The following is a 24,638-nucleotide window of genomic DNA, read 5'->3' as shown; positions in this document are numbered from 1 at the left end:
CGAAACACCCCTCGGTCGTCGACCCAACGTTAGTCCCGGCGTCATCCAGCCGGAACCTCTTCCACGGCGTCGGCAAGGTCGCTCCACGCCTCCAGCCCAAGAGCGTGCTCCATGAGGGCGATTCTTAAGCCAGTGAACTGCGCCGTCAGTTCGGAGAGGTCGTTGTTCAGCGTGCGAGTGAATTCGACAGCCAACGACTCTTCAGGTGATGACTTGTCGAATTCGCGCTCCAGCCTTTGATAACAGGCCTGCACCATTTGGCTCGCCATCGCGTTCGCGACTGAGGGGTCGATAACAAACGCTTCGCTGAACCACACTATCGTCTCGTTGATGCGACGCAGGTGGCCTTCGACTTGGATAGTCTCCAGAGGATTAAGATCGGCTCCCTTATCCTGGAGCATCGCCGACACGGCCGTCATGTCGTTCAAGATCTCGGTGAGGCGCTCAATAAGTGGCGGCTCGACAATCGGCCACGGGAGCTGCGCGCGCCAGTCCTTGGTAAAGTCGATGTCGGGCAACAAGGCGTCGCCGATCCTCACCATGGCGACGGGAGGAACCTGATTCCGGATCAACGGGGCGCAACTCATGCGCGGCGCGTCTTCGAACGTTTGGCACACCGCGAAGAACCGTTCTACAGTCGCTAGCCACTCTTGGATGGACGAGGCCTCCAAAAGGCTGGCGAAGTAGACATGGGGCCAAGCGTAGCCTTCGTCTTTGGCCGGCGCCCGCGCATAGACATTGGCGACCATCCCTGCCTCGGCGAACGCAGCCTCGTAGGCCGTCTTACGCGCGGTGAGCACTTGTTCAGCGTGAGCTCGCGCCTGAGCCGCCGCCTTGGGCAAGGCTGAGTGGCGGCGGCTAGTCGTGCTGAAGTGGGTCGCCCACCGACGCCGTTGAGTGGGGTCGTTGGCGATGTGCCCGTAGACGGCACGAATGTCTTCCAGACGTTCGGCGAGGTCGGACATCGCCTGGATCGGCGGCTCCGAGATCATTCGCCAGATTTCGGGATCGGTCAGTTTACGCGCCATGGTGACAAGGTCGACGACCCGCATGGCCCGCGCCTTCATGTTGTCGCCCTCGTCATCGGCGAGTTCGGTGACTAAGCTTTGCAGATCCGCTGCGAAGGCGTGCATGTGATCGGACGCGGCGTAGCTGCCGGGATCGAGGGAATCCGCCATGGCTTCATTGACACGCGGCGGCGGCACAAAATCGCGCAGCACAGCACCGATGTTGACGAGCAGACGCCAGCGCTCCTTTGGCGGCTCCATCCTAAGATAAAGGTTGGCTGCCTCGTCGAGGCGTTGGTTCAATTCCCTGATCAAGCTGGCCAGAGACGCCGTTCGCCCGGTCTCCTGCGGCGCGCCGACGAGTCGGTCGATCGCTCGGGCCTGCGCGCGGTTCCATGCGATCTGAGCCGTGCCAGGCAACCTTTCGCGGTAAATGCGTTTGCTGTTGAAGCTGTAGCCGCCAACCATCAAGGGCGTTCCGTCCGGCAACAGGGAATCGGATACCGCGAGCCTCGCTTGGGGCGCCGCCGCCAACATCAACTCGCAGAGCCGCACAACATCGCCATGCAAATCGGTCTGCACCTTTTCAGAGATCACCCTGACATGGGCCTGCACGGCGAGTTCGCGCTCGCCGTCGTCCCCCTCGGCCTCGAGCAACTCAGGCGGTGTGATCCAGGCCAGCTCATCAGGCAGCCGCGCCAGGAGCGCTTGGGGGCCGCCGGCGAGATCAACGAGGCGCGCCGCTTCGTCGGGCTTGATATCAGCCATTGTACGAACGAGCTCGAGCAAGGGGATCAATGGAGCGCACGACAGATCCTGGGAGAGGGACAGATCCAGCCGAGGCGGCTCCTCACATCCCCGCAAGGGCATCAGCGCGGCCTGAAGGCGGTGATAGGTCTCTAGATCAACCGCCTGTAAATCCAGCTTGGAGACACCGTCGAGCAGGTCGATGAAAGCTAGTCTGAGGTCTGGGACTTTGACTTCTGCGAATGCAGACACGGCTTCGCGCAGCTTCACGAACAGCGGGATGTCGCCTTCTATCGCTCCGGTGGCCGAGAGTATGAACAGGAAGCTGGAGAAGCGATCATCGACCTCGAGCCTGCGAGTAATCTCCAGCCAGCGCTCCGCTACGATGTCAGCAGTGGCCAAGCCTAGGCCGTGAAGAATCGGCCCGAGAGCAAGCACCTCGCCGCTCATAACACGCGCCGCTAGCGCTTCGATCAGTACGGACCGTTGATCCGGGTGGGTGCGCAAGACCCGCGCCACGAAGCTGGGAAGCGCCAGGGGGCTGACGATCCAGGCTGCCTCAGTGACCGACTCGGAGGCCGGTTCGTCGAGACACGCGCGCGTGGCGTCATCGAGGTAGGCGGATCGAATCTCGTGCAATCCTCCGAGCACACCGTCGGCACCCTCTCGAACCGCGTGTTCCTCGACCAGTCGGGCGAGCGCCTTCGCCAATCGAGGGCCGTTCCAACCGAGGCGTTCGCGCAGAACCTGGCCGTCGACTGTCGCTCCATAGCGCCCTGGGAACACTATGCGGCCGAGCAGTTGAAGCTCGTCGAACCGATCTTCCGCCAAGCGTCGGCGCACCTGCTCGGCGAGGGTCTGCTCGAGCCTTCGTCCCTCGGTCAGCAGGTGTGTATATTCGAGCAGAAGACCTCGGCTTTGCTCAAACGGTTCGACCCAGTGAGAAAAGACGATTTTCCCTTCTGACGACAGCGCCGACCACAGTCGCTCGGCCAGAGGCTCGTCCAAAATCGGTCGGATGATTGGTGTCGATTTCGCACTCTCGAGCAGAAAGAGATCCTCTTCTCGAACCGAGCCCAGGACCAGCAGGCCTGCGATGGCATGAACCTCCGTCACCAGCCTGTCCCAGCCCGCGACACCCGCTCTCCCGACATCGTCGATGACGAAGCCGACCGGCCGAGTGGGTCCCGCATCGAGCAAACGCGCGAACTGAATCAACCGCGGCACGTCTAGGTCGGCCAGTCGCCGAACCCGATACCAGCGGATAGCGTGGCGGCTATGGTAGGCGGCCAGCCATGTCAGCGCCGACTTTCCTGCACCGGACGGGCCGGCGACCAGCGCCGTTCGCGACGTTTCCAACGCCTCCAAAATGTCGGCGGTTTCAGTTGGGCGCTCAAACACAAGTCCGGCGCCGACATGGCCCGGCATGACATTGACGCCGCTGTAGAAGTCCGCGGAGGTCAGAGGCTCGTGAAAGTTGGCTGCGTCGCAAAGCTCGTCGGCGAGTTCCAGGCGCCCCAGCGGGTCGGTGATGCGGTGCACGTGATCAATCAACGCCTGGACCGCGGTCGCACCGAGAGACGCGGGGTCCCCCGGGCGTTGCGCATAGTTATCGTCTGCGGCTCGACCGACCGCTTCACGCAGCATCTGACCAACCAGCCGGCCCGCTGCCGGTTCGAGGCTGCTTCTATGCGCCAAAATCGCCGGGACCACGCCTAACGGATCGGGTGCCACGACAATGTGCAGCCGCTCGAAGACCGCCGGCGCGTCCACCACGCGAGGCGCGCACGCCGCCGAAAGGGCGTTCTCGAGTGTCGACAGCGCCTGCCCAGTCTGGGCAAGGGTGGCACTCCATCCGGTCGGCTCAAGTCCCTTGACCGGGCGTTCGAGCACGAGGGCGAATTTCAGCTCGCTGGGTTGATCACCCTGCAAGGGAAGGCTCATTTTGGCCAGATACTCGGCCACCTCCTTGAGAGTGAACTCCCCGCGGGGATCATGCCGCGATTTGATCTGTGCTCGGATTTCAAGTGCGATGCCATGTAAGGTTACGTCGTCGAGACCTTCAGGAACCACCGCCGTCCAGGCCGAAGTTCCCGCCCAAGCGTCGACGGCCAAGGCGGCGCAAACCGCATCCTGATAGCGGAAGCCACGTCCTGCGCGGGCGCCCGCGCGCGTTCTTGCCCAAAGATCAGGATCAATCAAGACAAAGTTAGACAAAATTCGCCAATCCCTCGAAACTCGCAGTCACTTCCCACAACAATGCGTTGGCTGAAAGCCGTTCCAGGTTACAAAGCTAAGATATAGCCGCGACTTCGTCTGGTTGGCCACCGGAGAACTACGGACAGGACTCTTTCATCATAGCCAAACGACGGCAGTTGCAGCGAGAGCGGAGAAGAAGGCCGTCAACGTGATGGTCGGTTTCGCGCTAGAGCGCACGCGCATTTCCGTCCGAGACAGTTCGTCTGCGGAATGTTCACTTCAGCCAGATGGCTCCGAAAGGAGACAGACGGATTCGGCCCCAAACAGGTCATGCGGCAAGCATGCCTACACTGACCGGTGCTATGGTCCTCACATCTGCAACTTCTCTTCCAATGTTGCCAGTAGGTCAGCGTGTTTGCGCGGGTTGGACTGCTTCCGACAGGCGCGGCGTCGAAGCTTGTGCGGACGCTCTCGCTGCCTGACGGTCACCCGGACTGAACCGGCCACCGCCGGGGCATCCGTCCCGGCGCATTTCCGATCAACTGAACAAGGAGTGCGATTGATGATCACCTTCATAAAGAAAACCGAACCTCAACCTGTGCCTGACACAAGCGAAGAGAACCGTTTCGAGCAGATCCGCAAGGCTGCAAAGGAGAAGCACCGGAAATCCGATGCCGACAGCGCCCGCCGCCGCGCCCGCCAGACGGCCGAGGACAACCGGCTGATCTGAGGTCCATGACATCCCACCCGAACAGGCAACATCCAATGAGATGTCTTGATCGAATAAGGACGGAACCGTCGCTCTGGCTCCTGATACTGATGGTCGGGGGCGTGGCCGCCACGATTCTTTACACGGTTCTCACCAGCATCACCTATTGAGTGATAGCCGGGCGTGAAACGAAGCCCACCAGCACGCTGAGTTTCAGGTAGCCGGCTAAAATCTGCAGCAGCCCAGCAAGAACGGTGGCGGTCAGGAAATTCGGCCCCAGATAGGTCATGCGGCAAGCATGCCTGCACTGATCGGTGTTCCGGTCCTCACAACTGCAATTTTTCTTCCAATCTTGCCAGCAGGTCGGCGTGTTTGCGCGGTTTGGACTGCTTCAGCTTGCGAATGTTTTCAAGCTTCCATCTCACGGCGGGCATGCGTCAGCATCTGTTTCAAAAGTCCATATTATTCTAAAGTCATGCTATATATTTTGACTTAAATGCTGCACTGTCAGGATGGGCATTTTTCAGAAATAGTCAGAATCATAAAATGCGGCTTTATAAATCCTCTCTCGATGGGAGCAGTGAAGCCGTTCCGCCCCCCCGGCGAGCCAGACAGCGAAAGTACGCGTTAGACGTTCGGTTTCCGGCTCCACTCAGTATGCATGCCTACGCCGCCAGAAGCCGAGAGAGCAATCGGAGCCTGTAGCGTATATCCGGCAGGTGTGGGGATTGACGGCAGCGGTCCTCCGCTACCAACGTTCCCCCGAACCTGATCTAGGTGTGCTTTACGTCCAAGTCGGCCTACCGCTACCATCACGCACAAGCCCTTTCGGATAGACAACCGGTGTCCCGCTCCCTCGTGCAGGACTAGAGCCTTTCGGCAAGCCGAAGCGTCACCATGTAGCCGGCCCAGGCTGACGCGCCCGTCAGTGCAGTCCCCCACGCCATATCGACGATGGTTACCGCCACGGACCAGTTTTTCACCGTTGCCAGATTGGTCATGTCATAGGTTCCGTAGGCGATCAGACCAAGAAGCGCACCGGCGATAAGAGCACTGGTTGCCGTGCCGTTGCCAAGGGCGGGGGCGACGGCGAAGTAGACGATGCCCGCCACGTATACGCAGTAGAAAAGCCCGGCGGCGGCAAGGTTTGGCTGATCCAGAAGCAAGTGCCCCATCCGATCGCGGTAGAAGCCCGTAGCCACACGCGACAGCCAGACATAATCCAGCCCGAAGAAGACCATGGCCGTGGCGAGATATGCGATGATGTAGGTCATTGAATGCTCCGATACCTGGAAAGTCGCGCGCGATCAGATTCCGAGGATCGGCTGAACGGCGCGCACCAGCCAGCTGCGAAATTTCAAGGGGGCGTCTGTGACGGCAAGGCAAATGCAATCCTCGCCTTCCGTCGCAACCGGCTGATGCTGCAGAGCCTCGTCCGCCTCTTCCAGATCGCCCCGTGCGAATAACGCGTCGCCGTCGTGAAAACTGCCGGAAAGAACGAGCGTTAACTCCCGCCCCCGATGCCCGTGCTCCGGCACCGGCTTGCCCGCTGGAATGCGCAGCAAGCGGACCCTTGTGCTTTTGTCCTCCACCGCAATGGGCAGGTGGTAGGCCCCGCGACCGAGCGGTCGCCATTTCACCGAATCCACGTCACCCCCCACATAAGAACGCAAAGGTTCCGGCAGGACGATAGAGAGGGCGCTCTCCGGATTGCGGCTTGACGGGGGTGTCTCGCCTTGCGCCTTTGCGCTCTCCAGCCGCTGTTTGAGGGCCTTCCAGCTGCGATCCTCATCGGGCAGCGAAGACTGAGGCGCAAGGTCGCTTACCAAAGCTCCACCCGCCATTTCCATCAGCGCAAGGCGGCGCCTGCTCTGTGGACACAAAGCAAGATGGGTGGCAATCGCGATGCGCCAGCCTTCCGAAAGCACGCCGGTGGCATAGTCGAGAAGAAGCTCATCGCTTACCTGATGCTGAATGGTCATGGCCGGTCTCCCAGCGCCGCGCGCAATTTTGAAAAGGCAAGCCGAATGCGCGATTTCACCGTGCCCAGCGGCAGCCCGAGACGTTCCGCGATCTCGCTATGCGAAACCTCCTCGAAGAAGGCCAGTTTCAGAAGGTCGTGCTGCTCGGGAGGAAGGCCGGTCAAGGCGATATGCAGACGTTGTTCTTCGTCTTGTGTTTCGACCGCATCATCGGCTGCAGGCTCTGCTTCCGGCACAAATGCGGGATCGTTGGGATCGAAGTCCGGTTGCCGGCTGCGGCGGTAGCTATCGATGCGCAAGTTGCGGGCGATGGTGAATATCCAGGCACTGGGTGAGCCTTTTGCCGCGTCGAACTGCGCGGCCTTGCGCCAGATCGTGACCATTGTTTCCTGCATCAGTTCTTCCGAGACCTGCGGGTCGCGCACACGCTGCAGCATGAAGGCGCGCACCCGAGGTGCGTAGGCACGAAAGATCTGTTCGAAGGCTTCCATATCGCCGCTCGCGCCAACGCGGACGATCAAACGTGCAACATCGTCTTGAGGCGCTGGTCTGGAGATATCTTTCATCAAGCCCCTCAACACCGCTGTGTGATGCCGTGTGGCATGCACGACACGAAACGCTGGAAGCGCCTGTCTGGCAGGCAATGTCGGGCATAGATCGAGATTCATACCCTGAGTTACGACAGTTAGAGCATTCCGGATCACAACAAGCAAAATTTTTTGATGCAGGGAGATCCAAACGGGCTCCGTGTCCGTAGACCTTCATAACATTCATGGAGGGCTTCCCGTTGCTGACAAAAAGACACAGGCCGACTGACAGTCGCGTGGCGGTTATCGGCAGCGGCATTTCCGGGCTTTCGGCTGCCTGGCTCATTTCCCGCTCTCGCCAGGTCACCCTTTATGAAGCGGACGCGCGACCAGGCGGACACGCGAATTCGGTAGATGTAATCACCCCGCGGGGGCCCACGGCGGTCGATACGGGGTTCATCGTCTACAATGACCGCAATTATCCTGAGCTCGTCTCCCTTTTTGAGCATCTTGGCGTTTCCTCCCAGCCCTCAGACATGTCCTTTGCGGCGTCGCTGGATGGCGGCCGGTTCGAATACTCCGGATCCGGGCTCAAAGGGTTGCTTGGTCAGAAAGCAAATGTCCTGCGTCCGTTCTTCTGGCGGATGATCGCCGACATAATCCACTTCTACCGGACGGCCCCATCCATTCTGATCGAACGCGGCAATACGGACGAAACGCTCGGCTCATTTCTTGCACGCGCGGGTTATAGCGACAGCTTCATCAACAACCACCTTCTTCCCATGGGCGCAGCGATCTGGTCGACCACGGCCGCGCAGATGCGTGATTACCCACTCCGCGCCTTTATCGGATTTTTCGAGCGACACGGGCTTCTGACACTCACCAACCGGCCGCAATGGCGCACCGTCACGGGCGGCAGCCGCACTTATGTCGAGCGGCTCCTGAAGAATTTTGAAGGAGAAGTGCGCCTTGCCTCCCCCGTGACAAATGTACGACGCCGGGATCACGGGGTAGAGGTAACCGACGCAACTGGGCATACTGACACATTTGACGACATCGTGATTGCCACTCACGCGGATCAGGCGCTTCGCATGCTCGAAGACCCAAGTGAGGATGAATACCAGCTCCTTGGCGAATTCGCTTACACGCCCAATGAGGCAGTGCTGCACCGGCACACTGGACTTATGCCGAAGCGTCGCAGCGTCTGGTCGAGTTGGAATTACATCGAGGCGGCGCGCCAGCCCGGAGAACGACAGCTCTGTGTCACCTACTGGATGAACCGCTTGCAGAACCTCGATCCGGTCCATCCGCTCTTCGTGACGCTTAACCCAGTCTATGCGGTTCCCGAACAAGATCAGATTGCCGCCTTTTCCTACACACACCCCCTCTTCGATACGAAAGCGCTCACGGCACAGAAGCAGCTTTGGCGGCTTCAGGGCGTCCGCGGAACCTGGTTCTGCGGTGCCTATTTCGGCAGCGGGTTTCATGAAGACGGCATCCGCTCGGGCCTGAGCGCGGCAGAACAACTGGCCGGCGTTTCTCCGCCCTGGAGAGGCAATCGGCAAGACCAGCCGCTGCCGGTCAGTCAGGACGTTGTCGCGGCAGAATGAGCTGGGTTTCCACCATATATTCCGGAAAGGTCGTCCACCGACGTCACCGGCCCACGGCACACCATTTGAGCTACCGGGTGTTCGCCCTCTATCTCGATCTCGATGAATTGCCTTGTCTGTCGGAACGCTTGCGGCTGTTCAGCTATAATCGTGCCGGGGTGTTCTCCTTCCACGACACGGATCACGGCAATGGCGTTCCGGGCGGGTTGCGCCACTGGGTCGATGCGCAGATTGAAAAGGCCGGCCTCGATGCCAGGACAATGCGGGTGGGCCTGCTGTGCTATCCAAGGATGTTTGGGTACGTCTTCAATCCTCTGTCCGTGTATTTCTGCAGGGATGAAGAAGGCAATGTGCGTCTCATACTGTACGAGGTGTGCAACACCTTCGGCGAACGGCACACCTATGTGATTCCCGTGGAGAATATGGCTCCGAAGGGCATTCGCCATGCCTGCGACAAGGCACTTTACGTGTCACCCTTCCTGTCAATGAAGTGCCGGTACAACTTCCGCATCCTGCCCCCCACGGAGGATGTGTTGGTCGCAATCAACGAGACAGAGGAAGACGCACCGGTGCTGCACGCCTCCTTTGCAGGACAACGTCGGGACTTGACTGACCGGGCGTTGCTGGGACTCCTTTTAAGCCATCCACTGATGACACTTAAAATCACCGGTGCAATCCATCTCGAGGCGGCACGCCTCTGGCTGAAAAAGATCCCCTTCCACAGGCACACGCCTTCCCCAAACCGGGTCACGCAGACCCTGGTCAAACCCGATCAAAAGGCAGATCCTCATGAGTCATATTGAACATGCCTCCAGGCTAAACGCCCAGTCATCGAGCCCCCTGTGGCAGCGCATAGTCTGTCGCTGGGCGGATGCCATCGATTACGGTCAGATCACTCTGCGTTTCCCCGACGGCGGGCGTCACACAGCCGCCGGGACACAGCCAGGCCCAGCCGCCGTGCTTCGCTTCAAGAACGGACGGGCTTTTATGCAGATCCTGACAGGAGGCAGCAACGGTTTTGCACGGGCCTTTCTCGACGGCCACGTCGAAACGCCCGACCTGGACGCCGTCCTCGAATTGGCTCTGGCTAACGAAACACGCTGGCGTGCCGTGTTGGAGAGTTCCTCTCTGATGTCCAAGCTGGACGTGCTGAGGCATCGCCTTCGTCGCAACTCGCGCGCGGGGAGCAGGCGCAACATCGCCTTCCATTACGATCTCGGCAACGAATTCTACAGCCACTGGCTCGACAGGAGCATGACCTATTCGTCAGCGGTCTTCAGCTCGCAAACACAGAGCCTGGAGGACGCCCAGGCTGCCAAATACGATCGCATCATCGATCGCCTGAAGATCGGGCCCGACGATCATGTTCTCGAGATCGGCTGCGGCTGGGGAGGCTTCGCTGAACATGCAATTCGCAAGACGGGTTGCCGTGTGACCGGACTGACACTGTCGCGCGAGCAGGCCAATTTTACCCGGGAAAGGCTTGCGCAAGCTGGATTGTCCGACAGGTCCGAAACCCGTCTGCAAGACTATCGCGATTGCCGCGGCACCTTCTCCAAGATTGTCTCCATCGAAATGTTTGAAGCCGTCGGCGAGGAGAACTGGCCTCTCTATTTCGATCGGATCCGCGCCCTCCTGGCACCGGGTGCGCGTGCTCTTATCCAGGTGATCACGGTGGATGAAAGCCGCTTTGAGATCTATCGACGGAAGGCGGATTTCATCCAGACCTATATTTTTCCCGGTGGCATGCTCCCGTCCCAACGCGCCTTCGAAGATGCCGCTTTCAACGCCGGCCTCACACTCGCTGACCGATATTGTTTCGGGAAGGATTACGCCCGTACATTGACCGAATGGGAAGCGCGCTTCGCACGAGGGTGGGAGGCCATTTCGTCACTCGGATTCGACGAGCGCTTTCGCCGCATGTGGCTTTACTATCTAGCCTATTGCCGGGCAGGCTTCCGCAACGGCCGTATCGATGTGGTTCAATACGAGCTTGCATAACCTGCCACAGTGAGAGGATCAGTCTCCAGCGCGCACAAGCTTGCGGGTAATCATAAAGCGCAGAGCCGCTGGCAGGGCGTGCAACAATTTGATTGCTATCTTCATTTTCCAGGGGAATATGATCTCGTACCGTCCGGATTCGAGCCCTTTTTCGATCGTGTCTGCGGCCTCCTCCGCCGAGATCAGGAATGGCATCGGAAAATCATTGCGCGCCGTCAGCGGCGTATCGACGAAACCGGGATTGATGACGCTCAGCGAAACGTTCCTGCGCTCGGCCTCCGGCTTCATTGCCTCACACAGATTGTTGAGCGCCGCCTTGGTCGCGCCATAGGTTGCGCCACCGGGCAGACCATTGTAGCCCGCCACTGAAGCCATGATGGCGATCTTGCCCCGCCCGCGCTGCATCATCGTTTTCAATAGCGGGTCAAGCGCATTCAAGGTGCCTTGCAGATTGACTGAAATCATCGCCTGCGCGGTTTCTGCCCTGAAGTCGAAAGCACCGTCGCGCTTGTAGGTGCCTGCTGCCAGAACAGCCATGTCGAGCGGTCCGAGGTCATGCTCGATCCGCCCGTGGACGCGCCTGGTCAACGTCATATCGGTAACATCAAGCGGATAAGGGTAGATGCGCCCCGCCTGCTCGGCTGCCAGTTCTTCCAGCGCTTCCACACTTCTGGCACTGGCCGCCACCTGCCATCCGCTGCGCGCCAGGCGCAACGCCAGCGCGCGCCCGATACCAGAACTTGCACCTGTGATCCACACGATACCTTTTGCGGTGTTGCCTGTCATGACGCTCAAACTCCTCTGTTGCCAGAGACTACGCGTCAAAACCAGGGCCGGATCACCCCAGTCGGCGCCTCCCGCCATTTCGCATGCGCGAAAACCCTTTATTCGACCGGATACTGTTTCGCCAGGGCCGCCACGTCATTGTCGGTGAGAAGGTTTGCCTTCATGCCGCGGGTAAGCAGCACCAGACGTGCCGTTGCTTCCAGCTCCTCCATGGCGAAAACCGCTGCTCTCAGATTCTTTGCCGCCACCACCGGGCCATGATTGGCCAAAAGCACGGCTGAATGCTTGCCTGCAAGGCCCCTCACCGCCTCACCCATGGCTGCATCTCCGGGCATGAAATAGGGAAGAAGCTTCACCTTGCCGAGTTGCATGAGGGAATAGGGCGTGATGGGTGGCAGCACATTGTCGGGATCCGTTTCAGGCAGCACCGAGAGCGCCACCGAATGGGTGGAATGCAGATGCACCACCGCGCCGGTCTGGGCCTGACGCGTTTCGTAAAAGGCTGAATGGAGAGGCACCTCCTTTGTCGGGAGGTCGCCGTCAATATGTTTGAATGATCCATCGAGACGGGAAATGCGGGCCGGATCCAGCATGCCGAGCGAAGACCCGGTTGGGGTCACGAGCAAACTGCCATCAGAAAGCCGGGCCGATATGTTGCCGGTGGACCCATGGGTCAGGCCGCGGTCATAGAGAGATTTCGCCAAAAGCGCAATTTCATCCCGCAGGCGTGTCTCTTCACTCATGCATTTGCTCCAAGAATTCGTGCTGCCTTGATGAAAAAGTCCTGACCTCCGAAATTGCCGGATTTCAAAGCCAGTCTCAGCGATCTTCCAACCACCTGAAGCGCTGGAACACCTGGGTCGATTTCCGGCCCGATCTCGAACGCCTCGACCTCCAACGCCGACACGATCGCCCCCGAGGTTTCGCCCCCGGCGGATATGATGATGTCCACTCCCCGCTCTGCGAGAATACGCGCGGTCTCTGCAAATAGCTGCTCGATGGCCTGCGCCACCGTGTCCCGGCCAAACCGGCGCTGGTTCTCCAAAACCGTTTCCGGACCAGCGGAAGAATAGGCGAGCGGAACACCCTCTTGTTCGATCAGCCATTCAGCCAGGGATTCCGCGTTGACCCGCTTTTCAAGCACTTCGGCAGCGGCAATCTCGTATGCGGGCTGGCCTGCCCTGCGGTGCGCCTCCACCTGACCGCATGTGGCACGGGAGACAGAGCCCGCCAGTGCCACGGCCTTCGATGCCATCGGCGCGAACCCTTCCGCGCGGTCGAGCCGGGCGGGACGGCAGCCGAAATTCTCTGGAAGACCAAGAGCAATCCCTGAGCCGCCGGTCACAAGCGGGAGATCGGCCACCGCCCTGCCGATCTCCACCAGATGTGCATCGCTGACCGCGTCGACAATGATGAACGGCCGCCCCGCCTCGAACTCCCGCGTGATGGCGCGTCGAATGGCTTCATGCCCGGCCAACACATCCCCGATAGCCACATGGCCGACGGGCTTTTTTGTCTGCGACGCCAACACCCGGCGCAGATCCGCATCCCGCATCGGCGTCAATGGGTGATTTTCCATTCCGGATTCATTGAGTAGCCGGCCATGGACAAACAGGTGACCCTGATAAATGGAGCGGCCTGTTGCGGGAAAGGCCGGGCAGAATATCACCGGTCCCGCACCCAGGGCGTCACTCAACGCCTCCGCAACAGGGCCGATATTACCTTCAGACGTTGAATCGAAAGTGGAGCAGTATTTGAAGAAGAATTGACTGCAACCCTGATCGCGCAGCCAGTTCAACGCTTCCAGAGACTGTCGGACAGCCTCATCGGCGGGTACTGTCCGCGTCTTCAGGGAAACGATGCCCGCCTCCACATCCGGTGCGGCGAGTGAACTGGGGAGCCCACAATATTGAACGACCCGCATTCCGGCTTTGGCAAGCGTGTTTCCAAGGTCAGACGATCCGGTAAAGTCGTCCCCGATACAGCCAAGCTTCATTTATGCCTGCCCCGTGTGTTGGACAAAATTGAAACCCTCCCTGGGCCCCGTTTGCTCGCCAGCTTTCCATTTTCTGCGACCTTGGGAAAGAGGGGCCGGGCGGGTTGTCCATCTCCGCGCTGGGGGCACCCCGGCACTGTGTGCAGATACGTGGCGATCATCCGCTTGTTGCCGCCATCCGCTTGTTGCGCCCATGACCGAGCGCGATTGTCTCTCTCTCTCTCTCTCTCTCTCTCTCTCTCTCTCTTGCAGACTTTGCAGAAGCCCTTTCGGAGCAATGCCCCTGCCAATGTCAGCTGAGAAATGACGTTTCAATCCGAACCCGTCTGCCTTGCAATGGCGCCCGGGGGTCCCAGTAGTTTGGCACCGGTGTCGTGCCCGCGGTGCAAAGCGCACTCAGAAATGCTTCGTCGTCAGCATCGTAAGGTGCTTTTGCCGCTTTGAGGTAGGCATTGAGCTGATCGACGGTACGCGGGCCGATCAGCACGCTTTTAACGGCGTCGTTGGCCAGCACCCATTGGAGGGCGAGATGCGCCGGCGCGACCCTCTTCTGATCGGCATACACGGCCACCCTCCCCGCGAGTTCCAGTGTTGCGGGGTGAAACTCCGTTTCCAGCATGCGGGTATCCCCACGCGCCGCACGCGAACCCTCGGGCGTGCCCGAACGATATTTGCCCGTGAGCACGCCTCGCGCAAGTGGTGAATAGGGAACGACACCAATGTCAAAATGGCGGCACACCGGCAGATAGTCTGCCTCCGCAGTCCGGTTGAGCACGTGATAACAGGGCTGCGCCGCAACCGGTCTCGCGACCCTGAACCTGTCAGCCAGATGCACGAGTTCAACGATCTTCCATGGTCGGAGATTTGACACACCCCAAGCGCGAATGGCGCCGCTGGTCAGAAGTTCGCCCATAGCTCCGACAATCTCATCGAGCGGCGTGGAGTTGTCGTCATGGTGCAGGTAATAGAGATCGACCGTTTCCCGTTTCAGCCGCTCCCGCGACAATTCTGCCGCTTGGAGAATCCACGCAGGCGAGAGACCGCCACTTCCTTGAAACCCCGGCAGTGGGTTACCGCATTTCGTGGCGACGTAAACCGGCAGATCGCGCTGGCTCAGAAGCCTTCCTAGAATGGCTTCAGATCGAGTTCCCGCATAGGAATCCGCTGTATCGATGAAATTGCCGCCAGCAGCAAGATAACAGTCGAGGATGGCTGAGGATGTCTCCTCATCAGCCTGGTCCCCGAACATCATCGTGCCAAGACAAAGGCGCGAGACCTCCGGGCCATACGGTCCAAGCTTCGTGGCCGTCAATGGCATGCCTCGCCGCTCCCGTTCAGAACCTTCTTTTCATACACCGATCCAGACGCTGCCCCCACGGCCGGACGCTGAAGTTCGCCCTCTGGAGTCCAGCTTCAACGACACTTGGTGGCACGGGAGCTCATAGTGCATCTTTGACCAGAGGCAGCAAGTCTGCACGCGTTGCCTTGGGGCTACCACACATTCTGGCGGTAGCCCCCAGACCTTGTCAAAGGAAGAGATCTGCGATGATTGCCGATCCGACATATGTGCCCGTCATCACGAACACGGCCACGATGAAGAGTTTCCAGCCCGAGGACTTGGCGATTGAAATTTCGCGCCGGGTGATCGCGATGCCCGCATAAGCCAGACATGGCGTGGCAAGCGTGAGAAAATTCACGTGGCTCACCTTGTCCAGAACCCAGGCACTGCCGGGTGTCCAGGGCAAGGTTGCGAGGATGCCCACGAGTGATATCCAGGCGACCGATGGCAGGTTGATTGGAACGACATGTGTCAGAACCAGGCCAACCATCGCGATGACGTAAAGGACGGCAAGGCCGACCAGCCCCTGAATGACCGTGGCGTCTGTCGCAACCGTATTCCCCACCAGAGCGATGAGGGACACGGCGGCCAGCAGCACGGCATGCTGCCCGAGATCGGGCTTCGTGTTTGCTTCGTAGTCGACGGGAAGTTCAGCAGTGCTCATGATCATTCTCCGGCGTTGCTGGCTGCGGGCTCTTTGCGGCCCAGAAGGTCGTAGAGTTTCTCAGTCACCGGCAGGGCCACAAAGATGCACAGGTAAAGGCCTGTTGCATATGTCAGCACATTGCTGGCCCCGGCGAGGGCGAGAATCTGCTCCTCCATCGCCGGTACGGCGTGAGACAACGCACCGGAGCAGGCCGCCATCATCGAGCCCGAACCGATGCCGCACGCCATGGCCAGAGCCTCGATGCTGAACCAGCCGGAGGTCGCCAGAAGCGACGCGAGAATGGCGAAGATGAACGTCCCGAAAAGTGTACCGATGACATAGACGCCCATGACGCCGGCACCCTCGGCGGATTTCAGCCCGTATTTGTCGGCGATGATCGCGATGTTCGGTTCACGGGCGACGGAGAAAGTGGCTCCCACCGCTTCCCGCCCCATGCCGAGCACCAGCACGGCAACCGGGAAAGCAAGCAGAATCGTGCCCAGATTGCCGAGCTCCTGCAAAATCAGCGCCGGCCCCGCGGCAATGATCTTCTCCATCGACGGCCCAATGATCGTGCCGAACTTGGCGATGAACGGCATGATCGCGATCACGATCAGCGGTGATGCAGCACGGACCTCGCGCTGTCCCATCCAGCCTTCAGCCTTGCGAATGACGTTGGGATTGAGAATCAGCCCCATCACGAAGGCGTAGAGCAGAGGCAGAAGCAGGATCGACCCGATGCCGATCGGCACGGCGACCACGCCAATGGCCTCTGCGATGATGGTAATGACCAGCACGCTCAGATGAAGGCGCCAGTCCAGCAGTATGTCTTTCGTCTTCTCCATAGAGATCCCCTCTCGTAAGCCCGTCCCATTCTTAACGCGGGCCGGGATGGAACAAAGGGCGGCCCTAGAGGGACCGCCCATGCGGTTCAGCCCGGCGCGTAACCGAAGCCGATCGTCGGATCGGCTGCGGTTTCGACCCAGACTGATTTCGTAGTCGTATAGGCGGCAAGCGCCTCCCGGCCGGAAGAACGCCCATAGCCCGACTGGCCAAAGCCGCCGAAAGGCGACATCACATGGATTGTCTTGTAGCTGTTGATCCAGAAAGTGCCAGCGCGAACTGTTGCTGCAACGCGGTGTGCACGTCCCACATCCCGTGTCCAGACCGCGCCCGCGAGCCCATAGGGCGTGTCGTTGGCAAGCGCCACTGCTTCTTCCTCCTCCTCGAAGGAAAGAACGGACAGAACGGGGCCAAACACCTCCTCACGCGCGATCTCCATCTCGCGAGATACCTGGTCGAGAACTGTCGGAGCATAGAAAAATCCGTCGGTATCACCCAGGGCCTCCGGTTTTCCGCCGCCGGTTGCCAGATGCGCACCTTCTGAAACGGCGGCGCGCACCATAGTGTCCACCTTGTTCCACTGGCGGGCATTGTTGACCGGGCCGATCTGCGTGGCCGGGTCGAGCGGCATGCCGACTGGAATTCGGGCGCTGGCCTTCGCCAGTTTTTCAACCATCTCCGCGTGCACGCTGCGGTGAACCAGAAGCCGGGAACCAGCCACGCAGCTTTGACCGCACGCGGCGAAGATTGCCGCCTGCGCACCGACCACGGCACGGTCGATATCCGCATCGGCAAACACGATGTTGGCGGATTTCCCGCCCAGTTCCAGGATTGAAGGGATGAGACGCCGCGCCGCGGCGGATGCGATCGCCGCACCGCCCGCAGCTGAGCCGACGAAGACGACCAGACCCGTCGCGGGGTGTTCGATCATCTTCTGGCCGGCCGTCGGCCCCTGCCCTGCAATCACGTTGACGAGCCCCTTCGGCGCACCTGCCTTGACACACAGGGCAGCGATGACGAGCGAGCTCAACGGCGTTAGCTCGGAAGGTTTCAGCATCACCGCATTGCCCGCACAGATCGCCGGTGCAACCTGCCAGCAACAGGTGAAAAGCGGCGCATTCCAGGGGGTGATCTGGGTAACCAAACCGATGGGCTCGTGGCGGGTGTAATTGAGATGGCTTGACGGTACCGGGATCACGTCGCCGCTGATCTTGTCGCACCAGCCCGCATAATACTCGAACATCTCGGCCATGCGAGCCGGCTCGCCGGCGGCATCGCGGATGGGACGGCCGGCCGAGATCGCCTCAAGACGGGAAAGCGGCTCCGCATGTGCGCGGATCTCGCGTGCGATCTCGAACATGATGCGCCCGCGTTCTGACGCTGTCTTGCCCCACCATTCACGCTGCGCAGCAACTGCCGCTTCGGCAGCTACGTCCACCACGGCTGCACCGGCATCTAAGAACTCCGCAAAGGCCTTGCCGGTGGCCGGATCGGTCAGCTCAAGGCCCTCGCCATCACCCGACATCAACCGTCCGGCAACGTGATTTTGCACCTCGGCGCTGCCGAGCAGTTCGGTCAACAACCGCGCGACTTCCGTGCGTGTGTCGCTTACGGGGATCATGTCGTCAGCCATCCGTTTTCTCTTCCGTACCGGCCGCAACACGGCCAAGCAGCATAAAATCCTGATCGTCGGCAATGCCCGAGCTTTCCTCGGACCACAGTTTCGCGACCAATTCCGAGACTGGCATGGGACAGCCGCTGTCCCGCGCCAGTTCAAGCGCCAGTCTCACATCCTTGCGCATCAGACCTGCAGAAAAACCGCTGTCGAAACTGCCGGTCAAAACCCAATTGGGAAAATGAACCTCGCTTAGCGCGCTCCGCCCCGTGGCGCTGTTGATGACGGAAAGCGCGTCCTGGGCCGGAAGGCCCGATGCCTCTGCAAGCCGCAGCCCTTCCGCCGTGGTGAGCATATGGCAGGCCACCAGCATATTGTTGACGAGCTTCGCGATATTGCCGGCCCCGCTCGGCCCGACATGGATCACCTTGGAAGCAAGCGCATCCAGAACCGGTTTGGCCTGCGCGACCCACTGCGCATCGCCGCCCAGCATCACCGAAAGGGAACCGCTTGCCGCCCCCTGCGGACCGCCACTGACGGGCGCATCAAGAAAACCGTGGCCGATCTCGGAGAGTTTCGCCGCCAGTCTGCGGCTCACCGCCGCTTCAGACGTCGACGTGTCGATGATGATCTTCGGAGAATTGAATGCACCTGCGGCCAATCCGGCCTCAATCGTCGATTCCACATGGCTGGCAAGGGGCAATGAGAGGACAATCACGTCACATGCTTCGATCACCCCGGCCGGAGCCCCATGCGCAGTAATGCCGGCTTCTTTGGCTCTTGCCATGGCCCGCGGCGCAAGATCAAAAGCTGTCACGGAAAAGCCATTGGCCAGAAGAGAGCGGGCCATGCCCATTCCCATAGCTCCAAGACCGATCACGCCGACCGACTGCGTCATGCCACCTCCCATGCACTTGGTGTTCATGACACTGCGGTGACAGAGTGTTGTTGAGTAGACATCGATTCAGGCACGTAGCGTTGCTATTTTAGCAACACAAGATGCACTATTCACGGAATGCCGACATGTTCGCGGCCAGATACTCGACCGTTATTGACGAAGACTGCGGCAAGCGACGGCGGGCCCGCACCATAAGGTGCGCACTGACATGCCGCAGGCTTTCCTCGTCGAGCTCGACAATCGCGACCTCACCCCGTTCTGCCTGTATGGAGACGGAGAAGCGTGGAAGGAAGCTTCCGCCCATGCCCGCGCCCACATATCGAATCAAAGCGGCGATGGAGGAGGTCTCCACCTGAGGCCGCAACGCAAGCCCAAGATCGCCGGCTGCACGCGCAACCAGTGCCCTGATGCCATGGCGGGCATCGAGGATGGCAAAGGGATGATCAAGCATTTCAGCAAGCCGTACGGACCGTCGTTCAGCGAGCGGAGAATGAACCGGGACCACACCGCAGAGCGGTTGCCTTGCAAGCGCCACTGCGCGTGTTGCTTCCATAGGGACAGGATTGTAGGCGATGCCCAGATCCGCGTCCCCTTCAACCACCTGGCGCTGGATTTCCTCGGTTCCGGCAATGTTGATGCGAAACCTGAGATGAGGATGGTTCTCCGCGAGCGGGGCGAGGCCGTTCTGCATCAGATCTGCAGCAAATCCTTCGCCGACGGCGATACGCACCACCTGCCCGCCCGAAGCTGTGAACTTGCCGAGCTGGTCGAGCAGAAACGTCTCTTCATCCTGCCGAACGAGTGCATGCTCACGCACCAGCCGCCCTGCATCCGTCAGCACGATGCCCTGTGCGCTGCGTTCCACGAGACCAACACCCAGCCGCGCTTCGGCTTCGGCCAGCTTGCGGCTGATCGCCGAGGGCGCAACATTCAGCCGTTCGGCGGCACGACGGATCGACCCCTCGCGGGCAACGACCAGGAACGCCCGCAAGAAGCGGCTGTCCAGAGCGTCCATCAGACAGAAAGAGCCCGCCGGACCAACCGCACCCAGAATTCGGCGCCCGTTGGCAGCACTTCGTCGTTGAAGTCAAACCGGGGCGAGTGGAGCCCGGGGTTTTCGCCCTGGCGCGCCGCGCCCAGCCAGATATACGCGCCGGGCTTTTCGTTCAGCATGAAAGCGAAATCCTCGGACGCCATGCTTGGCCCGGCCTCTCCCGCATCGAGACCCATGGCCTCCCCCACACGCCTCGCAAGCCCCGCCTCGGCCGCGCTGTTGACCGTCGCAGGATAGCGTCGCTGATAATCGATGTTTGCCCGGCAGCCATGGGCTGCAGCAATGCCATGGACCACCTCGGCCAGCCTGGTTTCGATCTCGTCCCCTGCGTCAGACTGGAACCAGCGGGTCGTTCCACAAACGACCGCACGGTCGGGGCAGACGTTGAATGCAGAGCCGGTGTGAATCTGCGTCACCGAGACGACGCCCGGCACGAGCGGAGACAACCGCCGCGCCGGTAATTCCTGCAGTGCTGTGGCGACGCGTGCTGCGGCGGCCACCACGCCATCGCTCTGCTCAGGCATCGCGCCGTGTCCGCCACGTCCCTTGATGGTGATCTCGAAAATCGCGAAGGCTGCCATCATCTCCCCGTCACGGGCGACAAGTCGTCCGGGGGCGAGACCCGGCCAATTGTGAATCCCGAAAACCCTGTCGCACGGATACTGGCGAAAAAGCCCCTCTTCGATCATCACGCGCGCACCACCATCGTTTTCTTCAGCCGGCTGAAAAATCAGGGTCACGTTTCCGCCGGTCACACCTTCAGCCGCCATCTGACGCGCGGCCAGAAGCAACATCGCCGTGTGTCCGTCATGCCCGCAGGCGTGCATCTTGCCAGGGTGGCTCGAAGCGTACTCCAGTCCTGTTGTTTCCTCGATGGGCAGCGCATCAATATCCGCCCGCAGACCAATCGATGCCCCCCCGTCACCCAACCGCGCAACCACGCCAGTCTTCGCAAGCCCTGTTTGAACCTGCCAGCCCCAGCCCTCCAGTAAACCGGCGATCAGCTTCGAAGTACGCTCTTCCTGAAATCCCAGTTCGGGATGACGATGCAGGTCACGACGCCACGCAATGGCCTCGTCAATGTGAGCGCTTTCGAACATTTTCCACCCTTTCCGGACTGTCTGTTGAACGCCGCCGATGGCCGCGCGCACGACAGCACGTGAAAGAGACGCCCTGAATTGTCAAGAACGGGACACCGCTCACCCTTTGGTCAAATCGGCAGGGATACCCATCCAAAGCCACCGCGCGGCTATCCGCCCCCCGGTTGCGCGTTTTTCAGCCGCTCAAAGCGCGATCATAGGTTTTCACGGTTTTGCGGGCCCTCGCTCTGACTGTATCAACGGCATCACCCGGTCGATAAAGTCCCGTCCCCAGACCGAAAGCGCGCACGCCGATCCCGAAATACTCGGCCAGTGTCACATCGGAAACACCGCCCACGGCACACACCACAGCGTCCCTCGGCAGAATAGCCTTGATAGCGGCAATGCCAGACACGCCAAGCGCGGACGCCGGGAAAAACTTGAGCGCCGAAGCCCCGCATTTGTGCGCAAGAAGGGCTTCGCTGGGTGTGAAAACACCGGGCATGGAGATCATGCCGAGCGCCACGCTGCGGCGGATCACCTCCGGGTCCGTATTCGGGCTCACGACCAGCCGGCCGCCGATGTCGTACAACCGCTCGACATCCTCAACGGCGAGCACTGTGCCGGCACCGACGAGCGCACGGTCTTCCGCTATTGCAAGGGCTGTTTCAATGGACTGGAAAGGTTCCGGCGAATTCAGCGGGACCTCTATGGACGTGATGCCCTCGTCGATAAGCATCTCAGTCATGGCCGCAACTTCCGAAGGACGAATGCCACGCAGGATCGCTACCAGCGCACGCCTCTCTCCCGGCCAGCTCACATCTCGTTCCGGCATGTCTATCGGCTCCAAATTCGTTTTGCTGATCTGAAAAGCCCTGCCCGCGAGGCTTCTCCCGCATCTTTCGAGACGACCTGGAAACCCTGTTTTTCCAGGGCAACCGAATACAGCGCATTGACCGGCTCTGATGCGATCAACGTAACCTTGCCCTCCATACCGAAAAGCTCTCGCGCGGCAGAGATCTCGCCGCCGATCAAGAGACCGGAAAGGTGTGCCGCACCATCGCCGCGAGTTTCCAGACCAAGCAATTGTGCAGCACGGACCCCGAAGAAGCCGGAAAGGGCAGCGTGCTCCTGTACTTCGGTACGTTCCAGTGCGGACCAGAATGCTGCGTCATCTGACGAGACAACGGCTTTTTCCTCGACCGCGTGCTGCAGAATTCCATGTTTCGTGAGCAGCGAGAAAAGCTCTCCGGTCATGAACGTGCTGAAACGCGTGACCACACCGTTTTCAATCTCGACCCATTTGCTATGCGTGCCCGGCATGCATACCAACGCATTGCCGCTCTCGCTCACGACACCCAGCAATTGTGTTTCCTCGCCTCGCATGACGTTCGGTGCCTGCGGGTCGTTCAGAGATAGTCCCGGCAGTATTCGAACATCTCCGGGTACGCCCGGAACCTTGATCGCCCTGTCCGCGAGTGCTGCAAGTTTGGCGGGAACCTCCACATAAGGTGCCTCCAGCCAACCCTGCCTTGCACCCGCCATCCCGCAGATCAACACAGGCGTGCCGGCAGGCGCTTCCACCTTTTCGAGATGAGCGTTGAGGACCGGTTCAAAGCCCGTCTTCGCGCAGTGCATCATGCCTTCCTCGCTCCTGCTGGACGCGACGACGGCCCCCTCGGCATCCAGAAGCCAAAGACGAAAACTGCTCGTGCCCCAGTCAACGGCAGCGCAGAACGGACGGGAAGGGTCGGTCATGAAAGTGAACTCAGGCCGGATGCTGCAAAACGCTCAGACCACCATCAATAACGAGGCAGGCGGCATTCATGAAGGGACATTCGTCGGAGATCATAAAAACCGACGCCATGGCGATCTCGTCAGGCGTTGCGATGCGACCGCCCGGATGCATGGCCATGGTCTCGGCCCGCGCAGCATCCGGATCGGGAAAACTGTTCCAGTAATCCACATTCTTCTGGGTTTCGACATAGCCGGGCGCGATGGCATTCACCCGCACACCCCTTCCCGCATATTCCAACGCCAGCGCCTTCGTCATGCCCAAGAGGGCATGCTTGGCCACTGGATACGGAAAGGTGTGCGGGATAATTGTGAAACTATGGGTCGAGGCGATGTTGAGGATTGCGCCGCCGCCTCCTTCAATCATGCCAGGCAACAACGAACGGCAACAGTGCCATGCTCCTTTCAGATTAATATCGAAACAGCGCGCCCATTCTTCATCGTCCGTCTCGAGCGGTTTATGAAAAACATTGACACCGGCATTGTTGATAAGCGCGTTGGGTGTCCCGATCGTGTTTCCCGCCATATCCGCCGCCGCCTTGATGGCAGAGGCATCAGAGATATCTGCAACAGCATAGGCTAGCCGCCCCTCGGCCCCACCGAGTTCGTCAACCGTCTGCTCAAGAAGTGTCTCATCCCGGTCCACAAGAAACAGAGAAGCCCCTTCGCGCAGGCAGGCTTCGGCGATCGCCCGGCCTATGCCCTGAGCAGCGCCTGTCAGAAAGATGCGCTTGCCGCTCAACCGTCCCTGTCCAGATGTCATGCGATCTCTCCCGATGTCCAAGGCGCCGCCAAACGTTCCCTGAATGAAAAGCAAATCCAATATCTACAACACGCCATCCTGCATCAGCGTCGCCCGATTGCACTCGACCGCATATTATCGAGCAACACGGCAAGCAACAGGATGAACCCGCGCACCACATATTGATAGAAAGCCTGAATATTCAAAAGATTCATGACGTTTTCGGCGATGCCCATGATCATCACACCGACGATCACACCGGTCATTGTCGCCCGCCCCCCAGCCAGCGACACCCCACCCAGAACGCAGGCCGAAATCACGGAGAGCTCGAGCCCCGTAGCCGCATTCGGCTGCCCGGATGTGATGCGGGACGCAAGCAGGATGCCGGCCACCGCACAGATGAAGCCCTGCAGCGTGAAAATCCAGATTCGCATCCAGTCGACATTGACACCCGCAAGTCTTGAGGCTTCCGGATTGCCGCCCATGGCAAGCGTGTTCTTGCCGAAAACCGTGCGGTTCAGGACAAAACCGAAAATGACGAAGAGAGCCGCCAACACCCAGATCGGAGTCGGAACACCCAGAAACTTGGAAAGAGCCAGCTGGTAGAACATGGGATCGTCGATACCGACAGCCCGCCCGTCCGACGAGATGAGCGCAAGCCCGCGCACGATCTGCATGGTTGCCAGCGTGGTGATCAGCGCGTTGATGCGAAATTTGGCGATGACCACGCCATTGAAAAGGCCGACCAGCGCGCCCGCAGCCAGCGCGGTCAGAATACCCAGAAAGATGGACCCGGTGGCATTCGACGCCATCACCGCGACCATGCCGCAAAAAGCAACATTGGAGCCGACGGAAAGGTCGAAATCGCGCGCCGCAAGACAAAACATCATCGTACAGGCAATCACACCAACGGTAACAACGGACTGTAAGAGACCGAGCATGTTGCGTTCGGTCAGGAAGTTGGGAACCGTCAGCGACACGAGCGCGAAGGCGAGAATGAAAATTACAAGCAGTCCCTGGTCGCCCAGGATGAGCTTTTTGATGGAAGTCGTCATCGTGAAGCC

Annotated in this window: 23 protein-coding genes; 4 read left to right on the top strand and 19 right to left on the bottom strand. The window is 60.1% G+C overall.

Features of this window, described 5'->3' with window-relative positions:
• Positions 1–41: 41 nt before the first annotated feature.
• Positions 42–3,956, bottom strand: coding sequence for a hypothetical protein (locus P2W41_RS06335; protein ID WP_404934597.1), 3,915 nt, complete (start codon positions 3,954–3,956; stop codon positions 42–44).
• 559 nt (positions 3,957–4,515) lie between these two features.
• Between P2W41_RS06335 and P2W41_RS06330 the strand changes: the two genes are divergently transcribed.
• Positions 4,516–4,683 carry a hypothetical protein gene (locus P2W41_RS06330; RefSeq protein ID WP_404934596.1) on the top strand — a complete coding sequence of 56 codons (168 nt, stop codon included), beginning with the start codon at positions 4,516–4,518 and terminating at the stop codon, positions 4,681–4,683.
• A gap of 142 nt (positions 4,684–4,825) precedes the next feature.
• Here P2W41_RS06330 and P2W41_RS06325 read toward each other — a convergent pair whose 3' ends face one another.
• The 4 genes from P2W41_RS06325 to P2W41_RS06310 form a co-directional block, all read right to left on the bottom strand.
• Positions 4,826–4,951 carry a SulP family inorganic anion transporter gene (locus P2W41_RS06325; protein WP_404935019.1) on the bottom strand — a complete coding sequence of 42 codons (126 nt, stop codon included), beginning with the start codon at positions 4,949–4,951 and terminating at the stop codon, positions 4,826–4,828.
• Between the two features lie 577 nt (positions 4,952–5,528).
• Positions 5,529–5,936, bottom strand: a complete 408-nt coding sequence (locus P2W41_RS06320) for a DUF2177 family protein (protein WP_292896938.1) — start codon at positions 5,934–5,936, stop codon at positions 5,529–5,531.
• A gap of 33 nt (positions 5,937–5,969) precedes the next feature.
• Positions 5,970–6,644, bottom strand: a complete 675-nt coding sequence (locus P2W41_RS06315; protein ID WP_404934595.1) for a ChrR family anti-sigma-E factor — start codon at positions 6,642–6,644, stop codon at positions 5,970–5,972.
• Positions 6,641–7,210: a sigma-70 family RNA polymerase sigma factor gene (locus P2W41_RS06310; RefSeq protein ID WP_292896942.1), complete on the bottom strand. Its 570-nt coding sequence runs from the start codon at positions 7,208–7,210 to the stop codon at positions 6,641–6,643. Before P2W41_RS06310 ends, P2W41_RS06315 begins: the two co-directional genes overlap by 4 nt.
• Before the next feature lie 221 nt (positions 7,211–7,431).
• Here P2W41_RS06310 and P2W41_RS06305 point away from each other — a divergent pair, with 221 nt between their 5' ends.
• From P2W41_RS06305 to P2W41_RS06295, 3 genes are all read left to right on the top strand, one after another.
• Positions 7,432–8,781 carry an NAD(P)/FAD-dependent oxidoreductase gene (locus P2W41_RS06305; protein ID WP_404934594.1) on the top strand — a complete coding sequence of 450 codons (1,350 nt, stop codon included), beginning with the start codon at positions 7,432–7,434 and terminating at the stop codon, positions 8,779–8,781.
• A 65-nt stretch (positions 8,782–8,846) separates the two neighbouring features.
• Positions 8,847–9,584, top strand: a complete 738-nt coding sequence (locus tag P2W41_RS06300) for a DUF1365 domain-containing protein (protein WP_404934593.1) — start codon at positions 8,847–8,849, stop codon at positions 9,582–9,584.
• On the top strand, positions 9,571–10,782 hold the full coding sequence (locus P2W41_RS06295; RefSeq protein ID WP_292896948.1) for a cyclopropane-fatty-acyl-phospholipid synthase family protein: 1,212 nt from the start codon (positions 9,571–9,573) through the stop codon (positions 10,780–10,782). Before P2W41_RS06300 ends, P2W41_RS06295 begins: the two co-directional genes overlap by 14 nt.
• Positions 10,783–10,800: 18 nt before the next feature.
• On the opposite strand, the gene P2W41_RS06290 is transcribed toward P2W41_RS06295, so the two are convergent.
• From P2W41_RS06290 to araH, 14 genes are all read right to left on the bottom strand, one after another.
• Entirely contained in the window at positions 10,801–11,568 is a 768-nt protein-coding gene (locus P2W41_RS06290; RefSeq protein WP_292896950.1) for an SDR family oxidoreductase, read from the bottom strand.
• Between the two features lie 98 nt (positions 11,569–11,666).
• The gene (otnC, locus tag P2W41_RS06285) at positions 11,667–12,311 is read right to left on the bottom strand and encodes a 3-oxo-tetronate 4-phosphate decarboxylase (RefSeq protein ID WP_292896952.1); all 645 of its coding nucleotides are present in this window, start codon (positions 12,309–12,311) and stop codon (positions 11,667–11,669) included.
• Positions 12,308–13,564, bottom strand: a complete 1,257-nt coding sequence (gene otnK, locus P2W41_RS06280) for a 3-oxo-tetronate kinase (protein WP_404934592.1) — start codon at positions 13,562–13,564, stop codon at positions 12,308–12,310. The genes otnC and otnK overlap by 4 nt, the downstream gene beginning before the upstream one ends.
• A gap of 292 nt (positions 13,565–13,856) precedes the next feature.
• Complete coding sequence (locus P2W41_RS06275) at positions 13,857–14,882, bottom strand: aldo/keto reductase (RefSeq protein ID WP_404934591.1); 1,026 nt, start codon at positions 14,880–14,882, stop codon at positions 13,857–13,859.
• A gap of 208 nt (positions 14,883–15,090) precedes the next feature.
• Complete coding sequence (locus P2W41_RS06270; RefSeq protein ID WP_292896958.1) at positions 15,091–15,567, bottom strand: hypothetical protein; 477 nt, start codon at positions 15,565–15,567, stop codon at positions 15,091–15,093.
• A 2-nt stretch (positions 15,568–15,569) separates the two neighbouring features.
• Positions 15,570–16,394, bottom strand: a complete 825-nt coding sequence (locus tag P2W41_RS06265) for a DUF3100 domain-containing protein (RefSeq protein WP_404934590.1) — start codon at positions 16,392–16,394, stop codon at positions 15,570–15,572.
• Between the two features lie 86 nt (positions 16,395–16,480).
• Positions 16,481–18,025 carry an aldehyde dehydrogenase family protein gene (locus P2W41_RS06260; RefSeq protein ID WP_404934589.1) on the bottom strand — a complete coding sequence of 515 codons (1,545 nt, stop codon included), beginning with the start codon at positions 18,023–18,025 and terminating at the stop codon, positions 16,481–16,483.
• Entirely contained in the window at positions 18,018–18,905 is an 888-nt protein-coding gene (locus tag P2W41_RS06255; protein ID WP_404934588.1) for an NAD(P)-dependent oxidoreductase, read from the bottom strand. Before P2W41_RS06255 ends, P2W41_RS06260 begins: the two co-directional genes overlap by 8 nt.
• Before the next feature lie 106 nt (positions 18,906–19,011).
• Positions 19,012–19,920: a LysR family transcriptional regulator gene (locus tag P2W41_RS06250; RefSeq protein WP_292896965.1), complete on the bottom strand. Its 909-nt coding sequence runs from the start codon at positions 19,918–19,920 to the stop codon at positions 19,012–19,014.
• A complete protein-coding gene (locus P2W41_RS06245; protein ID WP_404934587.1) occupies positions 19,920–21,059 on the bottom strand; it encodes a M20 aminoacylase family protein in 1,140 nt (379 codons plus the stop codon). Before P2W41_RS06245 ends, P2W41_RS06250 begins: the two co-directional genes overlap by 1 nt.
• A gap of 175 nt (positions 21,060–21,234) precedes the next feature.
• Positions 21,235–21,873: a 2-dehydro-3-deoxy-6-phosphogalactonate aldolase gene (locus P2W41_RS06240; RefSeq protein ID WP_404934586.1), complete on the bottom strand. Its 639-nt coding sequence runs from the start codon at positions 21,871–21,873 to the stop codon at positions 21,235–21,237.
• Between the two features lie 2 nt (positions 21,874–21,875).
• Complete coding sequence (locus P2W41_RS06235) at positions 21,876–22,796, bottom strand: 2-dehydro-3-deoxygalactonokinase (RefSeq protein WP_404934585.1); 921 nt, start codon at positions 22,794–22,796, stop codon at positions 21,876–21,878.
• Positions 22,797–22,806: 10 nt separating this feature from the next.
• Complete coding sequence (locus tag P2W41_RS06230) at positions 22,807–23,595, bottom strand: SDR family oxidoreductase (RefSeq protein ID WP_404934584.1); 789 nt, start codon at positions 23,593–23,595, stop codon at positions 22,807–22,809.
• 83 nt (positions 23,596–23,678) lie between these two features.
• Positions 23,679–24,629 carry an L-arabinose ABC transporter permease AraH gene (gene araH / locus P2W41_RS06225; RefSeq protein WP_229448542.1) on the bottom strand — a complete coding sequence of 317 codons (951 nt, stop codon included), beginning with the start codon at positions 24,627–24,629 and terminating at the stop codon, positions 23,679–23,681.
• Positions 24,630–24,638: the final 9 nt, after the last annotated feature.

The sequence above is a fragment of the Nitratireductor sp. L15S-10 genome (assembly GCF_045011005.1).
Classification (GTDB): Bacteria; Pseudomonadota; Alphaproteobacteria; order Rhizobiales; family Rhizobiaceae; genus Nitratireductor.
This window is presented reverse-complemented; position numbering and strand designations above follow the sequence as displayed.

Coding starts and splice junctions, on each gene's coding strand:
- P2W41_RS06330 (WP_404934596.1), top strand. CDS start 4,516: ATGATCACCTTCATAAAGAAAACCGAACCTCAACCTGTGCCTGACACA.
- P2W41_RS06325 (WP_404935019.1), bottom strand. CDS start 4,951: ATGACCTATCTGGGGCCGAATTTCCTGACCGCCACCGTTCTTGCTGGG.
- P2W41_RS06320 (WP_292896938.1), bottom strand. CDS start 5,936: ATGACCTACATCATCGCATATCTCGCCACGGCCATGGTCTTCTTCGGG.
- P2W41_RS06315 (WP_404934595.1), bottom strand. CDS start 6,644: ATGACCATTCAGCATCAGGTAAGCGATGAGCTTCTTCTCGACTATGCC.
- P2W41_RS06310 (WP_292896942.1), bottom strand. CDS start 7,210: ATGAAAGATATCTCCAGACCAGCGCCTCAAGACGATGTTGCACGTTTG.
- P2W41_RS06295 (WP_292896948.1), top strand. CDS start 9,571: ATGAGTCATATTGAACATGCCTCCAGGCTAAACGCCCAGTCATCGAGC.
- P2W41_RS06290 (WP_292896950.1), bottom strand. CDS start 11,568: ATGACAGGCAACACCGCAAAAGGTATCGTGTGGATCACAGGTGCAAGT.
- otnC (WP_292896952.1), bottom strand. CDS start 12,311: ATGAGTGAAGAGACACGCCTGCGGGATGAAATTGCGCTTTTGGCGAAA.
- otnK (WP_404934592.1), bottom strand. CDS start 13,564: ATGAAGCTTGGCTGTATCGGGGACGACTTTACCGGATCGTCTGACCTT.
- P2W41_RS06275 (WP_404934591.1), bottom strand. CDS start 14,882: ATGCCATTGACGGCCACGAAGCTTGGACCGTATGGCCCGGAGGTCTCG.
- P2W41_RS06270 (WP_292896958.1), bottom strand. CDS start 15,567: ATGAGCACTGCTGAACTTCCCGTCGACTACGAAGCAAACACGAAGCCC.
- P2W41_RS06265 (WP_404934590.1), bottom strand. CDS start 16,394: ATGGAGAAGACGAAAGACATACTGCTGGACTGGCGCCTTCATCTGAGC.
- P2W41_RS06260 (WP_404934589.1), bottom strand. CDS start 18,025: ATGGCTGACGACATGATCCCCGTAAGCGACACACGCACGGAAGTCGCG.
- P2W41_RS06255 (WP_404934588.1), bottom strand. CDS start 18,905: ATGACGCAGTCGGTCGGCGTGATCGGTCTTGGAGCTATGGGAATGGGC.
- P2W41_RS06250 (WP_292896965.1), bottom strand. CDS start 19,920: ATGGACGCTCTGGACAGCCGCTTCTTGCGGGCGTTCCTGGTCGTTGCC.
- P2W41_RS06245 (WP_404934587.1), bottom strand. CDS start 21,059: ATGTTCGAAAGCGCTCACATTGACGAGGCCATTGCGTGGCGTCGTGAC.
- P2W41_RS06240 (WP_404934586.1), bottom strand. CDS start 21,873: ATGCCGGAACGAGATGTGAGCTGGCCGGGAGAGAGGCGTGCGCTGGTA.
- P2W41_RS06235 (WP_404934585.1), bottom strand. CDS start 22,796: ATGACCGACCCTTCCCGTCCGTTCTGCGCTGCCGTTGACTGGGGCACG.
- P2W41_RS06230 (WP_404934584.1), bottom strand. CDS start 23,595: ATGACATCTGGACAGGGACGGTTGAGCGGCAAGCGCATCTTTCTGACA.
- araH (WP_229448542.1), bottom strand. CDS start 24,629: ATGACGACTTCCATCAAAAAGCTCATCCTGGGCGACCAGGGACTGCTT.